Genomic DNA, 19,033 nt, shown 5'->3' with positions numbered 1-19,033 from the left:
GCAAATATTATCCGTTTACTCTTTCGTATTCTTCCATAAACTGAGCCAGCGCTTCCGCTGCTTCCGGCGTCACCGCATTGTAGAGGGACACCCGGAGGCCGCCCACCAGACGGTGTCCTTTGACACCGATGAAATCATGGGCTTTGGCTTTTTCCACGAAATCTTTTTCCATGGCTTCGCTGGCCAGGTTAAAGGTAATATTCATGCGGCTTCTGGCTTCCTTTTCCGCATGTCCCTTGTAGAATCCGTCACTTTCATCGATAACGCGGTAAATGAGTCCTGCCTTGACCTTGTTTCTTTCTTCGATGGCCTTCAGACCGCCCATGTTTTTAATCCAGTGGAGCATGCGGTTCAGTGTGTAGATACAGAATACCGGCGGAGTATTGTAGGTGGAATCTTTTTTCACGAAGGTATTGTACTGCAGGAATTCCGGGATATCCCGGCGGGCTGTTTCTAATAGGCTTTTCTTAATAATGGCCAGGGCCACACCGGCGGCGCCCAGATTTTTCTGGATGCCTGCCCAGATCATGTCGAACCGGTTGAAATCTATATCTCTGGAAAGGATGTCCGAAGACATGTCGCAGATGAGGGGGATTTTTACCTCCGGAAATTTCTGGTATTCCGTGCCGTAAATGGTATTGTTTGCGCAGATGTAAAGGTAATCCGTGCCGTCCTTGATATCGTAGGTGTCGGGAATGTAGGAGTAATTCCGATCCTGGGCGGAATTGGCATCGTAGACTTCTCCGAAGAAGGCTGCGGTGTTTCTCGCTTTGTGGGCCCATACGCCCGTATCCGCATAGGCGGCCCGGGTATGAAGGAAATTGTATCCTGTCATGAGGAACTGCATTGTGCCGCCGCCCTGGATAAACACGATTTCATAGTCCCGGGAAAGGTGCATGAGCTGGCGGAGGAGCGCTTTCGTTTCATCCAGCATATCCTGGAACTCTTTGGAACGATGGCTGATCTCGGTGATGCCCATACCTGTATTTTTGAAATTGGTCAGATCTTCTTTCATGGCTTCCAGTACTTCCAGGGGCATAGGGGAAGGACCGGCATTGAAATTGAATACTCGCTTCATCATAAAACCTCCCGATAACACAAAAAGAGAAGACGTCCCATGGGACGAGCTTCTCTTTTCTCGCGGTGCCACCCAATTTAGCCACGGTAAAGGGAGAGCAGGTATAAAAAAACGCTCTTCATCCACTAAGGGACGAGAGCACCCGCGATACCACCCAAATTGCCGAAAGGCCATCTTTGAAAGGCTGTAACGGGCCTGCCCGAAAGATTCTTCATCCATGTCTCCGAAGTGGAAAGATAATCATTCTTTAGCAGCTCTCACCGGCCGCTGCCTCTCTGAAAAAGTCTCATTACCCCTTCTTCATCATCGCCTGTTTCGTATGACTGGATTATAGCCCCGGTCCTTTCACTTTGTCAAGAAGAAAATTGGAGAACAGGCTGAGTATCAAAAGCGCCCTTATGCTGTCCGGTATCAGGGAAAATCATCAGACTCATGGTCCTGCCCATCTATGGACCGGTGAAATCAATGGGATTTTGAAGCAGTCCGGAGGGCTGTCCGGTGTCTTCCGGGTGGAACAGGCAATAGAAAACAGGACAGTCCGTATCACGTGACCTGGCTGAATGCCTTCGCCTATCGTGGGGCCCTGTCCTGCGTTTTTATTTTATATCGCCTGTAAAGGGAAGACAAGTGATGGGGGGTGAACGGCTTTGCCCTTTCCTGCCTGGTGATGCAGGTCTATCCGGAAAAAAGAAAATGGATATCCGCATCGCCTTCAAGACGTGCAGGCTATAAAAAAGATTAGAGGGAGTTAATTGCGGAGTCAATTCCATTTCCGCTTTTCTTTGGAAAATTTTCATTTTGAAAGGCTGTTAAATTTTAGAACCTTTTGCAAAAAGGCACGGAACTCTTTGAACCCTGTCACCAATAGTGCTATAATACATTCATGCATGCAATTATGCAAAATAATGATACTATGGAAGTACAGGTTTGTTCAGAGCTCCTGATTTCATAAAATTCAGAAATGAAATCGGGCAATGACTGAATCAGCGCTTCCGCATGTAGAATCCATGTAGGAGAAGGGAAGAATTTCCTGAAAGGAAGAAAAGGAGTGTGGAATTCTTATGGCAATCAAAACTAGAAAAATCGGTATTATTGGAGCAGGCAATGTAGGATCCCACCTGGCTCTGCAGTTTGCTGTGCAGGGACTGGCAGACGAGGTGGTTTTTTATGATACAAATCAGGACAAAGCCATCGGAGAATCGCTGGATCTTCTGGATGCGGTGAGCTACCAGCCTCATCATTTCGAAGCCTATGCAGGCACCGTGGATGATATGAAGGATGCAGACATCCTTATCAATGCTTCCGGCAGACCCCGTCAGAAGGGACAGAACCGGCTGGATATGATGGATGGTGCCATTGCTACCAGCAAGGAATTCCTTCCGCTCATCAAAAAATCCGGTTTTGACGGTATTATCATTTCCATTTCCAACCCCTGTGATATTATTGCGGAATATCTGCAGTACAAGCTGGACTGGCCAAAGACGAAAATTATCGGATCCGGTACAGCTCTGGATTCCGCCCGCCTGCAGATGCAGCTTTCCACTCAGCTGAAGGTCAACCGCCGTTCCCTCACCGCCTATCTTTTGGGCGAACACGGTGATTCCAGCATGATTCCCTGGAGCCATGTAAAGGTGGCAGGCAAGCCGATTGATGAACTGCTGAAAGAGAAGCCGGAAATGTACCATATGGACTCCAAGGAAGAAATCCTGAAGAAGGTTCATGACGAAGGAAATATTGAAAACGCAAAGAAAGGCTGCACGGAATTCGGCGTATCTTCCGCTACGGCTGAACTGGTGAGAGCCATTTACCACGATGAACATAAAATTCTGCCCTGCTCCGTATATCTGGACGGACAGTACGGCATTCATGACAGCTTCGCTTCCGTACCGGTGAAAGTAGGCAAGGACGGCGTAGAAGATATCATTGAACTTCACCTCACAGAAGAAGAAAACGAGCAGCTGCAGCATTCCATCAAGATTCTGAAGGAACACTTTGCCAGAGCACTCACACTGTAATTTCTTTGGAAAAAGGGTACCCCACGGGTGCCCTTTTTGTTTTGGGGTGGTTTGGTGTTGGTTAATCATATTCCCGGATGCGGAAGAATGCAGGCGCCATCAGCTCTCATGCCCACAGGGCGTGTCCATCTTTAGGAATACAAATGGCTGCCGCTGTTGATGCAGAGGCCCCTTTCCACAGCTATGGCACATGGGGTATAATGATATGACGCTTATTTTATTTTTGAGGTGAAATATGACTGATTTGGAAGAAATCAAGAGACGCCGTACCTTTGCCATTATCTCCCACCCGGATGCCGGCAAGACGACGCTTACAGAAAAGCTGCTGCTTTACGGCGGCGCCATCCATCTGGCAGGTTCTGTCAAAGCAAGGAAGACGGCACGCTATGCGGTTTCCGACTGGATGGAAATTGAAAAACAGCGCGGTATTTCCGTTACCAGTTCCGTACTCCAGTTTGATTACCAGGGATGCCGCATCAATATCCTGGATACACCGGGGCATGCAGACTTCTCCGAAGATACCTACCGCACCCTTATGGCAGTAGATTCCGCCGTCATGGTCATTGACGTGGCCAAAGGCGTGGAAGCCCAGACGAAGAAGCTTTTTAAAGTCTGCTCCGACCGGGGCATTCCTATTTTTACTTTTGTCAATAAAATCGATCACTTCGGCAAGAATCCCTTTGACCTGATGGCAGATATTGAAGACGTGCTTGGCATTCGTTCCTGCCCTATGAACTGGCCTATCGGAGTGAATGGAGACTATACAGGCATTTATGACAGAGAGACAGAAATGTGCCATCTCTTTATCAAGGACAATGCCCATGGCGTGAAAAAGCTGGATGTGATTTCCGGTAAAATAGATGATGAAAAGATTACGTCCCATCTGACACCGGAAATCATCAAGTCTCTGAAAGATGATCTGGAACTTCTGGATGAAGCGGGAGATCCCTTCGACGCAGACAAGGTGGCCCGGGGCGAACTGACACCCATGTTCTTCGGATCCGCCATGACCAATTTCGGCGTACAGCCTTTCCTGGAAAAGTATCTCCAGCTGGCACCGCCGCCGGAACCGAGAAAGACACTGGAAGGGACCATTTCACCGGAAGATCCGAATTTCTCCGCTTTTGTATTCAAGATCCAGGCCAATATGGATCCCAAGCATCATGACCGTGTAGCCTTCATGCGCATCTGCTCCGGCGTATTTGAAAAGGGCGTGAGCGTCCTTCACCGGCAGAGCGGGAAAGTCATCCGTCTGTCCCAGCCCCAGCAGTTCCTGGCTACAGAAAGACAGACTGTGGAAAAGGCTTATCCCGGCGATATCATCGGTGTATTTGATACGGGTGAACTGGGCGTTGGAGATACGGTATGCGAGAAGAAACATCCCGTTACCTTCATTGATTTCCCTGTATTCCCGCCGGAACTCTTCGCCCGCCTTTCTCCGGAAAGCAGTATGAAGAGAAAGCAGTTCCTGAACGGTGTGACCCAGCTGGCTCAGGAAGGGGCTATCCAGGTTTACAAGCAGCCCTATGTCATGGAATCCTTCATCATCGGTGCTGTCGGACAGCTGCAGTTTGAAGTCATGAAATACAGACTGGAAAACGAGTACAATGTGGCAGTTAATCTGGAATCCCTTGGCTATACGACTGCCCGCTGGACCGAGGGGGATGTGCCGCCGGAAGAACTGGTAGGCATTGATAATGCCATGGTGGTTTATGACCGCCGGGAAAGGCCGGTATACCTGCTGCCCAATGCATGGCAGGCAGGCTGGCTGGCCCAGAGAAATCCAAAGGTCAAGTTCCTGGAAAGCCCGCCTCTGGGAGTGGCAGAGCTGGAAGGAAATTAGTATTAATAGAAAAATCAGCAGAATCATCCATGATTCTGCTGATTTTTTGTGAGTATTGCGGCGTTTAGCGGTCCCGAAGGCTGACAGGCCTGCAGGCGTGAGGATTAAGGCAGCCGGCCGGGCTTTTGCTTCCGGGCTGCCAGAGCTTTGTCTGTAATCGGCCTGGCCTTACAGATGGCTTATAAAAATTCATCGTTCGCAGGACATTACAGTCTTCAGCGCTGCAGGTTCTGCCAAACCTGCTCCGTCTGCCATAGGCCGGTCAATCTTAAAAACATTTTCCTTATATCCCCTCTGCCATAAAACGTCTGTTATTACATATAGTCATATATTGCCTGAAAATGGTATAATATCTGAAAATAGCGGAAGAGGCGGTGAAAGAATGGCAAGGCGCAAGGGGCTGAAGAAATGGGATAAGGTGACAGTGGAAGGCTGGCTGCAGCTTATGGGGGACACTTCTGTTATGAGCCGGCTCATGATGGAGATTTTTGCCCGCCTTTATGATTCTGCTGACCATATGGACAATGGAAAAAACATTGCGGCCGCTCTCCATATGGAGTACCGGGCCCTGAATTCCGCTGTAGGCTGGGCAGGCGGCAAGATCCGGGATATGGTAGAACAAGGCATGCTGCCTACTTATCCCGACAGCAAGAAGAAAAACAGGTCAAAGACCTTGAAAGAACCGCTCCTTGTCCAGGAAAATCTGGGAGAAGAAGAATCCGCTCCTGTAGAAGAAAAGCCCCTGGAAACACCAGCCATGGCGCCCTGGGAATATGTATTTGACGGGGCGGAAGGAGACGACGGCGCTTACTTCTGGATCCTGAAGCCCGAAGCGGCAGCGGCTTTTCGGGAAATCCGGGAAAGCGGGAACCGGCAGATTTCTTCCATCCGGAAAATTCTGGAGGAAGACGAAACCGCAGAAGGCGTGGAAGGCAGCCTTTTCGCCAGGTCTTCGGAAGCAACGGTCAAATCGATCCGAAGGCTTCTGGAAAAAGAGCGGGATTTCCAGCGGAAGTCCCTGGGCCTGTCTCATCCCTGCTGCCTTGTCTGCGGCGCGGATCGGATCTCTCTTCTTCGTGCGTTTCCCTATGGAGACAAGGGAAACAGGGAAAAGGGACTTCTTTTCTGTCCCACCCATGGAGCTCTGTTTGCCGCTCATCTCATTACCTATAATGACAGAGGGGAACTTCTCATTGCAGACCGCCTCACCGAAGAGGAAAGACAGCTCTTTCATCTGACGCCGGGAGAAAAGGCGCATGGAACCTTTACACGGCGCCGCATGGCGGTTCATCGGAGAATTTTTAACCAGGAAGGCAGGAAATTAAAATGATTCTATCCGGCAGGGAAATCGTAAGGCACATGGGAGAGGAAATCGTTATTGACCCGTTTGATCCGGAAAAGGTCAATCCCAACAGCTATAATCTCACATTGTCTGATGAGCTCATGGTATATGACAATCATGAACTGGACATGAAGAAGAAAAATGAAGGGCACCTGCTTCATATTCCCAAGGAGGGCATTGTCCTGCAGCCCAATAAGCTGTACCTGGGCAGGACCAGAGAGTACACGAAGACCAAGTGCTTTGTGCCCATGCTGGAAGGCCGCTCTTCCATCGGCAGGCTCGGTCTTTTTATCCACGTAACGGCGGGCTTCGGCGATGTAGGATTTTCCGGATACTGGACGCTGGAAATGTTCTGCGTGCAGCCCATCCGCATTTATGCCGGCGTGGAAATCTGCCAGATTTATTTCCACACAGTGCTGGGGGAGGCCGACAGCTACAATGGAGGAAAGTATCAGGATAATAAGGGGATTCAGCCCAGCCTCCTTTACAAAGATTTCGAAAAGTAGTATTATAATGATAACTTTATAGCACATGGGGCGAAGAAGCTGCAGCAGACGTATAGGTTTTCCTATGCGCCGGGCTGCTTTTTTATTTCACCCTTTGTGGGGGTTGGAAATCCCGGAGGGAATTTCAAGGAGAACCGGGCTTTCATTTGAGGGTATTAAGGAGGACAGCATTATGAAGAAGGCATTGAAAAAACTGATGGTAGCAGGTGCATTTTGTCTGGCAGGCACAGCTCTTCTTGCAGGCTGCGGCGGCAGCTCCGGCTCCGGTGCCGGATCCGCTTCGGCAGGCGGCAAGCAGTTCCTGAATATCGCTACCGGCGGCACTGCAGGCACATACTATCCGCTGGGCGGTGCTCTGGCAGAACTCTTGAACCAGAACATCAAGGGCATGAATGCATCCGCACAGTCTACCGGTGCTTCCGTTGCCAATGTAAACATGCTGAAAGACGGTTCTGTAGATATCGCCTTTATCCAGAACGATATCGCCTACTATGCAGCTAACGGCAAGGAAATGTTCAAAGATAACAAGATGGATAACATCCGCGGCCTGGCTGCCCTGTATCCGGAAACTATTCAGTTCGTTACCACCCAGGATAAGGGAATCAAGACAGTGGCTGACCTGAAAGGAAAGAAAGTGGCTGTAGGTGCCTCCGGCTCCGGCGCTGAAGCCAATGCCCGCCAGATTCTGGAAGCCTATGGCATTACCTATAATGATATCGATGTGCAGTACCTCTCCTTCGGTGAAGCTGCCAATGCTCTGAAAGACGGCAACGTGGATGCCGGCGTGGTTGTAGCAGGTTATCCGACTGCAGCCATTCAGGATCTGGCTGCCAACAAATCTGCAGCCATCGTCAACATTGATCCCGCTATTGTTGACCAGCTCATGCAGAAATACCCATACTACACCAAGATGACCATTCCAAAGGGCACCTACCCCGGACAGGAAGAAGATGTCAATACGGTAGCCGTGAAGTGCGTCATTGTTACCACCGACAAACTGAGCGACGACCTGGGCGAACAGATTGTAAAGGCTATCTATGAACATCTGGACCGTATGAAAGCAGCCCATGCCGTAGGTAAATACATTACCAAGGATACCGCTTTGGAAGGCATGTCTGTCAAGATGAATGCCGGTGCAGAAAAGTATCTGAAGGCTAAATAAGGAAGAATCCCCATCGGATCCATACCTTGCATAGAAAGGAGGGAGAACGGGCCTTATTGGGGTCCGTTCTCGCTTTCATGAAGAGAAAACAGAAAAATGGGACACTGGAAACAGTGATTATTATATTCGGTATCATCGTGGGTCTGGTAGCTACGGTAGGCGGCTGGCTTATCCGGCAGCCCTATGTATTCGGCCAGACAGCGGACGGAATCCTGTTCAGACAGAAAGTGGAAGCCGGTACGCCGGTGACACTGGCCTATCATCATTCCGTCCAGAAAACCATGATTTATGAGTATCTGGAAGTAAACAAGATTACAGACGGATTTGTCCTTAAATCCACCAAGTATCAATCGATGGGGGTGGGGCTTCCCTTTTCCTCCGATGAGGGACAGTTCCGGGAAGAAGATGGCTGGTTTATTCTGGATCATATCGACCGGAATTTTCCTGAGCTCTCACTCCGCAACGGAGTGACCAACCATGGAGTCCTGACTGTGGGAGATACAGAGTATCAGCTGGATGACATGGTTCCATTGGGAAAAGAATTGAAGCTTTATGTAGCACCTCTTTATAAAGGGTGGTACATGAAAAAAGAAATTAGGAGTTGATTATATTGGCTGATTTAGAAAAAAAGGGAGCACCTGCCGGCAGTGATGCGCCGGTAGATGGAAAATTGAGCGATGAACTCCAGGAAAAGCTGAAATCCCTGGACAAAGAGTCAAATACCATGGAATATACAGGTATATGCGGCAAGATTGTAGCTGCCATCTGTATCTGTTTTTCCCTCTTTCAGATTTATACCGGCATTTTCGGTACAATGGATGCCATGATTCAGCGCTGCGTCCATCTGTCCTTCGGCATCTGCCTTGTATTCCTTCTCTGCCCTACGAAAAAATCCTGGGTCAAGGGAGGCAGATTCCATCCTATTGACATTGTTCTTACCATACTGGCTGTTATCCCGCCTGTTTATATTCTGGTGAACTACCAGCAGCTGATTCTCCGTGCCGGTACGGTGACACCTACCGATGCGGTGGTTGGGCTCCTGGGCATGGTGATGGTGCTGGAAGCAGCCCGCCGTATTGTGGGCCTTCCTATTGTTATCGTGGTTCTCTGCTTCCTGCTTTATGGGTTCCTCGGCCCCTATATGCCCGGGCCCCTGGCACACAGAGGACTGACCATCAACCAGATGGTGGGACACCTTTTCTTCACTACAGAAGGCGTTTTCGGTATTCCGCTGGGCGTATCGTCCACCTTTATCTTCCTCTTCATTCTCTTCGGTGCCTACCTTGAAAAAACAGGCCTCGGCAAATTCTTCATTGATATTGCCAACGCCCTTGCCGGATGGGCTTCCGGCGGTCCGGCCAAGGTTGCCGTTATTTCCAGTGCACTCCAGGGCACCATTTCCGGTTCTTCCGTAGCCAACGTCGTAGGATCCGGCTCCTTCACCATTCCGATGATGAAGAAACTGGGCTATCACAAAAACTTTGCCGGCGCTGTAGAAGCAGCCGCTTCCACCGGCGGACAGCTCATGCCTCCGATTATGGGCGCTGCTGCCTTCCTGATGGCTGAATTTGTAGGCATTCCGTATATGGAAGTCGTGAAGGCCGCTGTCGTTCCGGCTATCCTTTATTTCCTGGGCGTTTTCCTGGGCGTTCATTTCGAAGCCAAGAAGAATCATCTGGAAGGAACTCCCCGCAGCCAGCTGGAACCCTGGGGCAAGATCATGAAGGAAGAAGGCCATCTGGCTATTCCTCTGATTGCCATTATCGCCCTGCTGGCTTCCGGCTATACACCGATGAAGGCAGCTCTGGCAGGTATCTTCATTTCTATCGGCACGGCAATGCTTCGTGCCAGCACCCGCATGAGCTTCTATGATATCGTAGACGGCCTTATCAAAGGTGCCAGAGGCGCCCTGGGCGTTATCATCGCCTGCGCTTCCGCCGGCATGATTATCGGTATTGTTACCAAAACCGGCGTCGGATTGAAACTGGCTTCCGCTCTGGTTACTGTGGCAGCAGGAAACTTCATGCTTCTCCTCCTCTGCACCATGCTTACCTCTCTGATTCTCGGCATGGGCGTTCCTACCACAGCCAACTACGTCATTACCTCTACCATTGCGGCACCGGCCCTGATCCAGCTGGGAGTTCCGATCCTGGCTGCCCACATGTTCGTATTCTACTTCGGCATTATTGCTGATATTACTCCGCCGGTAGCTCTGGCAGCCTATGCAGGCTCCGCTATTTCCGGAGGCGATCCGCTGAAGACCGGGGTCAATGCATCGAAACTGGGGATTGCAGCCTTCATCATTCCGTATGTATTTGTCCTTTCACCGCAGCTTCTGGGTATCGGCGCTACCTTCGGCGGCGTGCTCTTTACCACCTGTACCGCCATCATCGGTATGACCGGTATCTCCGGTGCAATGATAGGCCAGTTCTACTGCAAAGCCAATGTGTTTGAACGGCTTCTTCTTCTGGCCGGCGGTCTCTGCCTCATTGATCCGCGCACACTGACGGACCTTATTGGCATAGCTGTTCTGGCTGGCGTCTTTGCTCTCCAGTACTTCCGTACCAAGAAGGCAAAAGCGGCAGAAGCGTAAAGAACTCAAAAATGCTCCTCATCCTGAGGGGCATTTTTTTATTGGGGGAATGAGCAGTAAGGACAGCAGGCAACGCTGACTTTATATTCATGTACCCGATAGGGCGCCGCCAAAACACTCAATTCTGCAGGAGCTGTCAAAGCTGAGGATCCTCAGATACGGAGCGTCTGTCAGAATTCTGAACCCCTTGCGTTCAAAGGCCGTAAGAGGCACAAAAAAACATCCCTAAAAAAGAAATTGACAGATAGGCCAATGTAATTTATAATTTATAAGTGTGCAATAGCACCCCATCAGTCTTATTGGGAGGGAGGGATATAGATGTCTGAGATCAAAGTTCAAAAGGGCGAATCTCTTGATAGTGCTCTTCGCAGATTTAAACGTTCCTGCCAAAAAGCCGGGGTTCTTTCTGAAGTAAGAAAACGTGAACATTATGAAAAGCCCAGCGTTAGACGTAAACTGAAATCTGAAGCCGCAAGAAAACGCAAGTATAAGTAATGACAGGTTGTAAGGTGATTAGTTTTGTCAATTAAAGAACAGCTTATGGCTGACATGAAGACAGCCATGAAAGCAAAAGAAGAAGGTAGGCTTGCACTGAACACGATCCGCATGGCTCGCGCTCACATCAGACAGGCTGAAATCGACGACGGACACGCGGACTTCAATGATGATCAGGTTCTTGCCGTTCTCCGGAAAGAAGTGAAGCAGAGGAAAGAAACTCTTGCTGAAATCGCTGGTTCCGGAAGAGAAGACCTGGTTACACAGACCAAAGCGGAAATCGAAGTACTGGAAAAGTACCTGCCGGCAGAAATGTCTGCAGAAGAAATCGAGAAGGTTGTCAAAGAAACCATCGATGCTTTGGATCCTGGGCAGAGAAATATGGGTTCTGTGATGAAAGCTGTCATGGCAAAGCTCAAAGGCAAGGCAGACGGCAAAGTGATTAACGGAATTGTCCGTAAACTGCTGGCCTGAGTTCAAAGGCTTGACAAAAGTAAGACACGTGGTGTATCCTTATTACATAAGTTCATATGCTGCGTCAAAGATGACTCATTCCATTCGGAATGGGTCATTTTATTTTGAAACACATAGGGATTTATAAATCTAAAAAAATGGAACAATTTAAGTCTATAGGAGGGCTCAAATGAACAAAGAATTATTGTACTGCATTCCGGCAGGCCAATATGGTAAGGAAGGGGTTCTTTCCCTGTTGGCACAGCACCCGGAAATCCGGTTCGTGTCTCTCGTAGGCATTGACCTGGCAGGCAATGATACCGATGAAAAGATTCCCATTGAAATTTTTATGAAAGACTACGGTGATTTCTTCGCCGGCAAAGCGGTGCAGACAGATGGATCCTCCGTAGTTTTTATGAATATTGCTACCCTGAATGATGCCAGGGTTGATATGGTGGCCGACAGCACGGTCAACTGGTATGTAGATTATAATGATGAAAATGTGATGGAAGAAAACGGGCGTCCTGTAGGTACCCTTCGGATTCCCTGCTTCCTCATTCATAACGGAACATTTATTGATTCCCGTTCTATTTTGAAAAATTCCTGCGAATATGTGGCAGGGGAACTGAAGAAAATGCTTCTTGGCGCCCAGGTCAGGGGAATGGAAAATTTCCCCTTCTCTGAAATCCAGGACATTGTTTTCACCACCGGCACGGAACTGGAATTCTGGGTGAAAACACCCAGTGAAAAGGAAACGGTACAGCACCTTTCCATTTCCCAGAGACTGCAGGAACAGTACTGGCAGCGGATGCGGGGCAATGTACGCACCGCCATGGAACAGACCATTGAAGAACTGGATGCCCGTGGACTCCATGTAGAAATGGGTCATAAAGAAGTGGGGGGCATCAAATCCAAAATTGACGACGACGGACATATTTTTGATGTATGCGAGCAGCTGGAACTGGACTGGCTTTTCTCTACCAATCCTCTCCAGGCAGCAGACAATGAGCTGGAAGCACGGATCGTAGTACGGGAAGTGTTCCGCCGGAACGGTCTGGATGTATCCTTCCGGGCAAAACCGATTATCGGCGTAGCAGGAAGCGGTGAACATACCCATGTAGGCATTGCAGCCCTTCTGAAAAACGGAAAGACCATCAATCTCCTGGCTCCGGAAGATATGAAATCCGATTTCCTTTCCACCATCGGTTATGGCTTCATTATGGGCATTCTCCAGAACTATGAAGCCACCAATCCTTTTGTATCCTCCACCACCGATGCTTTCAACCGCTTGAAACCGGGCTTTGAAGCGCCGGTGTGCATTGTGACTTCCCTGGGACATACGCCGGAAGTACCGTCCCGCAACCGTTCCATTCTCATGGGACTTATCCGGGATATCGGCAATCCGAAGGCTACCCGTTTCGAGCTTCGCGCACCCAATCCGTTTACCAATACCTATCTCTGCGTTTCCTGCCTCTATCTGACCGCTCTCGACGGCATCAGCTACGCACTGAAATCGGGTAAGTCGGCTGCTGAGCTTCTGGCAGAACTGTCCAAGAAACCCGGTGAACCGGCAGATTACCTGGCTAAAGACAGAGCTTACCGCTGTGAGGAAAATGTTTTTGAAGACTTCACAGATGAGGAAAGAGACGCCGCTTTCGGCAAACCGCCGGCTACGGTTTGGGAAAATGTAAAGATGATGAGGGCCAATCCGGACAAGGTTAAAGTACTGACCCGGGGCGGCACCCTTTCCGAACAGATCGTGGACTCCTTTGTGGCTTCCATCGTATACCGCTGGAAGAACGAACTCATCGACCGGATTATCCCGGGCGTGGAAGCAGCGGTCAGAGGATATAGAAAACTGAATAATGATGATAAGATTGATGAACGGCGCTGGAAATCCATCAAAGCCAAGCGGATGGAACTGGCAAAGGACAGAGACGATGAAAAATGTATCTGCACCAGGCTGAAGGAAGCTCTGGAAGCAGATGACTATGATACCGCTTCCGATCTCCAGCTGGAAATGATGAAAAAAGCCCAGGCGCTGGAAAAAGAATATCATGTGTACGCACTGAATATTCTCGACTGATTTCTTGTACAAAAGCTGAACATCAGGCCAATGATGACCCATTCGATTAAAAGGATGGGTCATTTTATATTTCATGACATAAAAGAATACATAGATATACAGGAGGCATGAATCATGAGGAATTGGAAAAGGCATTACCGCTGTTCCATTCTGGGATTCCCGGAAGTATTTCCGTAGGGGGACTTTTCCTGGAAGTGATTTTGCAAAGGTTTACAAAAATAGTATTAGGAGGAATTCAACATGAACAAGGACTTACTGTATTACATTCCCACTGGTGAATTTGGCAAGGAAGGCGTTCTTTCCCTTCTCAAGACCCATCCGGAAATCCGTTTCGTATCCCTGGTAGGTATCGATCTGGCAGGCAATGATACCGATGAAAAGGTACCGATTGAACTGTTCCTGAAAAACTATGATGATTTCTTTGCCGGCACTGCTGTACAGACCGACGGCTCTTCCGTAGTTCTCATGAATATCGCTACCCTGAACGATGCCCGTGTAGATATGGTGGCAGATCCCTCTGTCAACTGGTACATTGACTACAACGAAGACAACATTTATGAAAACGGCCGCCCTGTAGGCACCCTCCGCATCCCCTGCTTCCTGCTGCACAACGGCAAATTCATTGACTCCCGTTCTATCCTGAAAGACTCCTGCGCTTTCGTAGCAGATAAACTGAAAGGCCTCCTGGCCGGCGGCAAGAAAGTCAAAGGCATGGAAGATGTACCTTTTGATGATATTGCAGACATTGAATTCACCATCGGCACAGAACTGGAATTCTGGGTTAAGACCCCAAGCGAAAAAGAAACCATCCAGCACCTTTCCATTTCCCAGAGACTGCAGGAACAGTACTGGCAGAGAATGCGCGGCAACGTTCGTACCGCCATGGAAGAAGCCATTGAAGAACTGGATGCCCGCGGCATGAGCGTAGAAATGGGCCATAAAGAAGTAGGGGGCATCAAACCGAAGGTTGACGATGCAGGCCATACTGTAGACGTATGCGAACAGCTGGAACTGGACTGGAGATTCTCCATGAATCCGCTTCAGGCAGCTGACAATGAACTGGAAGCCCGTATTATCATTCGTGAGGTATTCCGTAAATACGGCCTCGACGTATCCTTCCAGGCTAAACCGATCATCGGCGTAGCCGGCAGCGGCGAACATACCCATGTAGGCATCTGCGCTACACTGAAGAACGGCAAGACCATCAATCTCCTGGCTCCAACCGAAATGAAGTCCGATTTCCTCTCCACTGTAGGCTATGGCTTCATCATGGGCATTCTCAAGAACTACGAAGCAACCAACCCCTTCGTTTCCTCCACCACCGACGCTTTCAACCGTCTGAAACCGGGCTTTGAAGCACCGGTCTGCATCGTTACCTCCCTGGGCCACAATCCGGAAGTTCCGTCCCGTAACAGAACCATCCTCATCGGTCTCGTCAGAGATATCGAAAACCCGAAAGCTACCCGTTTCGAACTCCGTGCTCCGAACCCCTTCACCAATACCTATCTGGCAGCTTCCTGCCTCTTCCTGTCCTCCCTGGACGGCATTACCTATGCAGTAACCTCCGGCAAGACCCCGGCTGAACTCCTGGCAGAACTCTCCAAGAAACCGGGCGAAAAGGCAGACTACCTGGAAGAAGGAAGAGCATACCGCTGCGAAGACAATGTATTTGAAGACTTCACCCAGGAAGAAAGAGATGCTGCCTTCGGCAAACCGCCGGCAACTGTCTGGGAAAACGTGAAGACCATGAAAGCCAACCCCGATAAAGTGGCAGTCATCGAAGCAGGCGGCACACTGAATGCTACCATCGTAGATTCTTTCGTAGCCTCCATTGTATATCGCTGGAAGAATGAACTCATCGACCGCATCATTCCCGCTACCGAAGCTCTGGTCAAAGGCTTCAAGAAACTGCCGGGCGAAGATGAACTGGACGAAGAACGCTGGGCAGCTATCCTTGATAAGAAATATGAACTCATCAAAGATACCAAAGCTGGTAAATCCCTCTGCAGCAAACTGAAAGATGCTCTCGAAGCTGATGACTATGACACCGCTTCCGATCTGCAGATCGAAATTTCCAAGAAAGCGGAAGCCCTGGAAAAAGAATACAGCGAATATGCCCTCAACATTGTAGGCTGATTCGAATAACTCCTTAACTGAAAGCAGTGGAAAACAACCTTTTCCACTGCTTTTTTGCTGCTCTTCACGCAGTCAGCAGTGACGCTGTGCAGGGGAATTTTTAAACTCCATTGGCACTTCACTCGAATGACGAAGGGTCAATATTTAAGAGATATCGGTATGAAACAGAAGCCGGCTCCTTCATTGAACTTTGATGCATCTATTTTCCGATACAATGGAAGGATTTTTATCTTTGCTATAAAAAACTGCAAACTCATGGACGCTGAAGGAGCATTAAACTTTAGAATCATTTTGGCCCCTTTGGGCGAAGCGAAAATAATCCTGCGCACAGCGGCTCTCAGGACAAAGCTCCTATGCCCAGGGAGCTAGAGGGCCCTTTGCACATCCTTTTCATTTGGTATATGATGGAACCATCATAAAGAACAAGAGGTGGTATCCTTTGGATTTAGATAAAGAAGAACTTTTGAAACGGTTTGAAGATTATATTTCCTACAATACCCAGTCTGATGAAGATAATGACCAGGTGTATCCCTCTACGCCGGGACAGATGGTGCTGGCGCGGCACTTGAAAGAGGAATTGGAGGACATGGGGCTTACGGAAGTAAGTCTCGATGAGAACGGCTATGTTATGGCTACCCTTCCGGCAAACGGGGTAAGCGGAAAGACGGTTGGATTCATTTCCCATATGGATACAAGTCCCGATGCGCCCGGCGGCCCCATCAAAAGCCGGGTGGTTCATGACTATGACGGGAAGGATATCTGCCTGAACGAGGAAAAGGGTATCGTCCTTTCCACGAAAGATTTCCCGGAAATCATGAAATACAAGGGCCAGGACATTGTGGTTACCGACGGCACCACCCTCCTTGGCGCCGATGATAAGGCAGGAGTGACGGCCATTATGGGAGCGCTGGAGTACCTTACCGGCCATCCGGAAGTGAAGCATGGAAAGCTCAGGATCGGATTTACGCCGGACGAGGAAACGGGAAGAAGCCCTTTGAAATTTGATGTGAAGAAATTTAATGCTGACTTTGCGTACACCGTGGACGGCGGTGAAATCGGGGGTCTTGAGTATGAAAATTTCAACGCTGCCAATCCGGTGGTGGTGATTCACGGAAGAAGCGTTCATACGGGGGATGCCAAGGGGAAAATGGTGAATGCCATTTCCATTGCTTCTGAGTGGCAGTCTATGCTGCCGGAAGGGGAAAAGCCGGAATGCACGGAAGGCAGGGAAGGTTTTTTCCATGTGTACAAAATCTCCGGCTCCGTAGAAGAATGCAGGCTGGACATGCTGGTGCGGGACCATGACCGGACGAAATTTGAAAAGAGGAAACAATACCTTCTGCATATGGCGGACTTCCTGAATGAAAAATATGGACCCGGTACGGTGGAAGTCACACTCCATGATGTGTACTTTAATATGCTGGACATTATGCAGGACGGACATATGAATATCGTAGATCTGGCCAGAAAGGCTATGAAAAAGGCAGGCATCGTGCCGGTGGAACTTCCTATCCGGGGAGGTACTGACGGTGCGCAGCTTTCCTTCAAGGGACTGCCCTGTCCCAATATTTTTACCGGCGGTGCCAATTTCCACAGCCGCTTCGAGTATCTGCCCCTTCCTTCTCTGGTGAAGGCCTGCGAAACGGTCATAGAAATCGCCTGTCATGGCTGGGAAGTGAAGTAAATCAGTGCGCTGGCGGACTGGTGAGCGGAAAAAGGATGCCTGGCGGCGGCCCCTCCTGTCTGCTTCGCTCTTCATCTCCTCGTAGAGGGGATTGAAAAAGAAAATTCCGCAGCGATGGTTTTATATTCATCGCCTTTGAGGGCGATACCACAACCTTCGGGCCAAAGGCCCGTCAAACCTGAGAATCCTCCGGCCCATAGGGCCGGTCAATCTTAAGAACTTTCATACCCGTGAGAGTGTGTCAAATAAGAAAAGAGGAATATATATGAAAGATATTTCCGATGCACTGCTTCAGAAATTTCATCAGACCTATGAGTCTGATACCCATGCCCGGGTGCTCCAGGGAGCACTGGCTAAAACAAATATGATGGATCTGGCTTATCGTCCTGTAAAGGGGGCTGCCCTGAAGGGCGCCTTTACCGTAGAGGTGAAGACAAGAGGCATTACGGCCCAGGAACAGTCCGGCCGCTGCTGGCTTTTTGCTGCGCTGAACATCCTTCGTGAAAAAGTGGCGGAAAAGTGCCATCTGGAGCAGTTTGAGCTGTCCCAGAATTACCTTTCCTTCTACGATAAACTGGAAAAAGCCAATAATTTCCTGCAGATGGTGATTGAAAATGCAGAGGCGCCGGTAAAGGGTCAGCTTATGCAGTATGTGCTCCGGGGCATGACAGACGGCGGCTACTGGTCAGAGGCAGCCGATCTGGTGGAAAAATACGGCGTAGTGCCTAAACAGGTGCAGCCGGAAACATACCAGTCCGGCCATACGGATCGGTTCACCGCTGAAATGAACCGCCTTCTCCGTAAAGATGCCATGGAACTTCGGGCGCTGGTCCGGGAGGGGAAAGATCCTTATGCCCGGAAATCAGAAATGCTGGAAGAGGTTTACAAGGCGGAATGCATTGCTTTCGGTGAACCGGTTCACACCTTCGATTTTACCTATCGGGATAAGGACCATCAGTTCCATGAAGACCGTGGGCTTACGCCGCAGGAATTTTACAGGAAATATATCGGAATTTCCCTGAAAGACTATATGGCTGTCATTAATGAACCTACCTTTGACAAACCTCTGGGGCGTGTCATTGCCTTCCATGCCGTGGAAAACATGGCAGGCCGGGATATGAAAGGCCTGAACCTGACCTGGAAGGACATGGAAGACCTCTGCGTAAAGCAGCTGAAATCCGGAGAAGCGGTATGGTTCGCCTGCGATGCAGGCGCTGCCGGAGCCAGAAAGGAAGGGATCTGGGATCCGGAAAGTGTCAGATATGAAGATCTTCTGGGCGGCTTTTCCACAGATATGGAAAAGGGAAAGCGGCTGGAATACAGTGCCAGCTCTGCCACCCATGCTATGCTTCTCACCGGTGTCCATCTGGATGAAAATGGAAATCCGGACCGCTGGAAAATTGAAAACTCCTGGGGCAAAGACGTAGGAGATGCCGGCTACTTTGTATGTTCAGAAACTTATTTCCGGGAATTTGTCTATGAAGCGGTAATTCTGAAAAAGCACTTTACTGAAGATCAGAAGAAAATGATGGAAATGGAACCGGTATATATCAACGCCTGGGACGAAGATTATTAAGGAAGCACTGATTCATTCATAGAGTCTGCTTTCTTAAGAATTTTTATGCGCTGCTTCGTCATGG

General features: G+C 49.4%; 15 protein-coding genes. 14 read left to right on the top strand and 1 reads right to left on the bottom strand.

The annotated features are described in order from the left end of the window. Window positions 1-7: 7 nt before the first annotated feature. Entirely contained in the window at window positions 8-1,081 is a 1,074-nt protein-coding gene (serC, locus tag ACI4N7_RS07375; protein ID WP_439732708.1) for a 3-phosphoserine/phosphohydroxythreonine transaminase, read from the bottom strand. Window positions 1,082-1,443: 362 nt separating this feature from the next. Between serC and ACI4N7_RS07370 the strand changes: the two genes are divergently transcribed. From ACI4N7_RS07370 to ACI4N7_RS07305, 14 genes are all read left to right on the top strand, one after another. Beyond that, the gene (locus ACI4N7_RS07370) at window positions 1,444-1,629 is read left to right on the top strand and encodes a hypothetical protein (RefSeq protein ID WP_439732707.1); all 186 of its coding nucleotides are present in this window, start codon (window positions 1,444-1,446) and stop codon (window positions 1,627-1,629) included. A gap of 510 nt (window positions 1,630-2,139) precedes the next feature. Further along, window positions 2,140-3,093 carry an L-lactate dehydrogenase gene (locus ACI4N7_RS07365; RefSeq protein WP_439732706.1) on the top strand — a complete coding sequence of 318 codons (954 nt, stop codon included), beginning with the start codon at window positions 2,140-2,142 and terminating at the stop codon, window positions 3,091-3,093. A 235-nt stretch (window positions 3,094-3,328) separates the two neighbouring features. Continuing rightward, window positions 3,329-4,936 (top strand): peptide chain release factor 3, encoded by a 1,608-nt coding sequence (locus ACI4N7_RS07360; protein ID WP_439732705.1) that lies wholly within the window; start codon window positions 3,329-3,331, stop codon window positions 4,934-4,936. A gap of 382 nt (window positions 4,937-5,318) precedes the next feature. Beyond that, the gene (locus tag ACI4N7_RS07355; protein WP_439732704.1) at window positions 5,319-6,266 is read left to right on the top strand and encodes a type II restriction endonuclease; all 948 of its coding nucleotides are present in this window, start codon (window positions 5,319-5,321) and stop codon (window positions 6,264-6,266) included. Then, on the top strand, window positions 6,263-6,784 hold the full coding sequence (gene dcd, locus ACI4N7_RS07350) for a dCTP deaminase (RefSeq protein ID WP_439732703.1): 522 nt from the start codon (window positions 6,263-6,265) through the stop codon (window positions 6,782-6,784). Before ACI4N7_RS07355 ends, dcd begins: the two co-directional genes overlap by 4 nt. 172 nt (window positions 6,785-6,956) lie before the next feature. Further along, window positions 6,957-7,946, top strand: coding sequence for a TAXI family TRAP transporter solute-binding subunit (locus tag ACI4N7_RS07345; RefSeq protein ID WP_439732702.1), 990 nt, complete (start codon window positions 6,957-6,959; stop codon window positions 7,944-7,946). A 77-nt stretch (window positions 7,947-8,023) separates the two neighbouring features. Further along, on the top strand, window positions 8,024-8,551 hold the full coding sequence (locus ACI4N7_RS07340) for a DUF1850 domain-containing protein (protein WP_439732701.1): 528 nt from the start codon (window positions 8,024-8,026) through the stop codon (window positions 8,549-8,551). 5 nt (window positions 8,552-8,556) lie between these two features. Beyond that, window positions 8,557-10,539: a TRAP transporter permease gene (locus tag ACI4N7_RS07335; protein WP_439732700.1), complete on the top strand. Its 1,983-nt coding sequence runs from the start codon at window positions 8,557-8,559 to the stop codon at window positions 10,537-10,539. A gap of 318 nt (window positions 10,540-10,857) precedes the next feature. Then, the gene (gene rpsU / locus ACI4N7_RS07330) at window positions 10,858-11,034 is read left to right on the top strand and encodes a 30S ribosomal protein S21 (RefSeq protein WP_008858603.1); all 177 of its coding nucleotides are present in this window, start codon (window positions 10,858-10,860) and stop codon (window positions 11,032-11,034) included. A gap of 24 nt (window positions 11,035-11,058) precedes the next feature. Next, window positions 11,059-11,508, top strand: coding sequence for a GatB/YqeY domain-containing protein (locus ACI4N7_RS07325; protein WP_439732699.1), 450 nt, complete (start codon window positions 11,059-11,061; stop codon window positions 11,506-11,508). A 169-nt stretch (window positions 11,509-11,677) separates the two neighbouring features. Beyond that, entirely contained in the window at window positions 11,678-13,573 is a 1,896-nt protein-coding gene (locus ACI4N7_RS07320; protein ID WP_439732698.1) for a glutamine synthetase, read from the top strand. Window positions 13,574-13,813: 240 nt separating this feature from the next. Continuing rightward, the gene (locus ACI4N7_RS07315; protein ID WP_439732697.1) at window positions 13,814-15,709 is read left to right on the top strand and encodes a glutamine synthetase; all 1,896 of its coding nucleotides are present in this window, start codon (window positions 13,814-13,816) and stop codon (window positions 15,707-15,709) included. A gap of 439 nt (window positions 15,710-16,148) precedes the next feature. After that, complete coding sequence (gene pepT, locus ACI4N7_RS07310) at window positions 16,149-17,393, top strand: peptidase T (RefSeq protein ID WP_439732696.1); 1,245 nt, start codon at window positions 16,149-16,151, stop codon at window positions 17,391-17,393. A gap of 265 nt (window positions 17,394-17,658) precedes the next feature. Then, window positions 17,659-18,969, top strand: coding sequence for an aminopeptidase C (locus tag ACI4N7_RS07305; RefSeq protein ID WP_439732695.1), 1,311 nt, complete (start codon window positions 17,659-17,661; stop codon window positions 18,967-18,969). Window positions 18,970-19,033 lie beyond the last annotated feature (64 nt).

Source organism: Dialister sp., from assembly GCF_051885895.1.
Taxonomy (GTDB): Bacteria; Bacillota; Negativicutes; order Veillonellales; family Dialisteraceae; genus Dialister.
Note: the sequence above shows the minus strand (reverse complement) of the source record. Positions and strands in the feature narration are given on the sequence as shown.

What these genes read in the sequence shown, in the direction of transcription:
- rpsU (WP_008858603.1), top strand. Translation starts at nt 10,858, where the DNA reads ATGTCTGAGATCAAAGTTCAAAAGGGCGAATCTCTTGATAGTGCTCTT.
- ACI4N7_RS07320 (WP_439732698.1), top strand. Translation starts at nt 11,678, where the DNA reads ATGAACAAAGAATTATTGTACTGCATTCCGGCAGGCCAATATGGTAAG.
- ACI4N7_RS07345 (WP_439732702.1), top strand. Translation starts at nt 6,957, where the DNA reads ATGAAGAAGGCATTGAAAAAACTGATGGTAGCAGGTGCATTTTGTCTG.
- ACI4N7_RS07355 (WP_439732704.1), top strand. Translation starts at nt 5,319, where the DNA reads ATGGCAAGGCGCAAGGGGCTGAAGAAATGGGATAAGGTGACAGTGGAA.
- ACI4N7_RS07315 (WP_439732697.1), top strand. Translation starts at nt 13,814, where the DNA reads ATGAACAAGGACTTACTGTATTACATTCCCACTGGTGAATTTGGCAAG.
- dcd (WP_439732703.1), top strand. Translation starts at nt 6,263, where the DNA reads ATGATTCTATCCGGCAGGGAAATCGTAAGGCACATGGGAGAGGAAATC.
- ACI4N7_RS07340 (WP_439732701.1), top strand. Translation starts at nt 8,024, where the DNA reads ATGAAGAGAAAACAGAAAAATGGGACACTGGAAACAGTGATTATTATA.
- ACI4N7_RS07365 (WP_439732706.1), top strand. Translation starts at nt 2,140, where the DNA reads ATGGCAATCAAAACTAGAAAAATCGGTATTATTGGAGCAGGCAATGTA.
- ACI4N7_RS07305 (WP_439732695.1), top strand. Translation starts at nt 17,659, where the DNA reads ATGAAAGATATTTCCGATGCACTGCTTCAGAAATTTCATCAGACCTAT.
- ACI4N7_RS07360 (WP_439732705.1), top strand. Translation starts at nt 3,329, where the DNA reads ATGACTGATTTGGAAGAAATCAAGAGACGCCGTACCTTTGCCATTATC.
- serC (WP_439732708.1), bottom strand. Translation starts at nt 1,081, where the DNA reads ATGATGAAGCGAGTATTCAATTTCAATGCCGGTCCTTCCCCTATGCCC.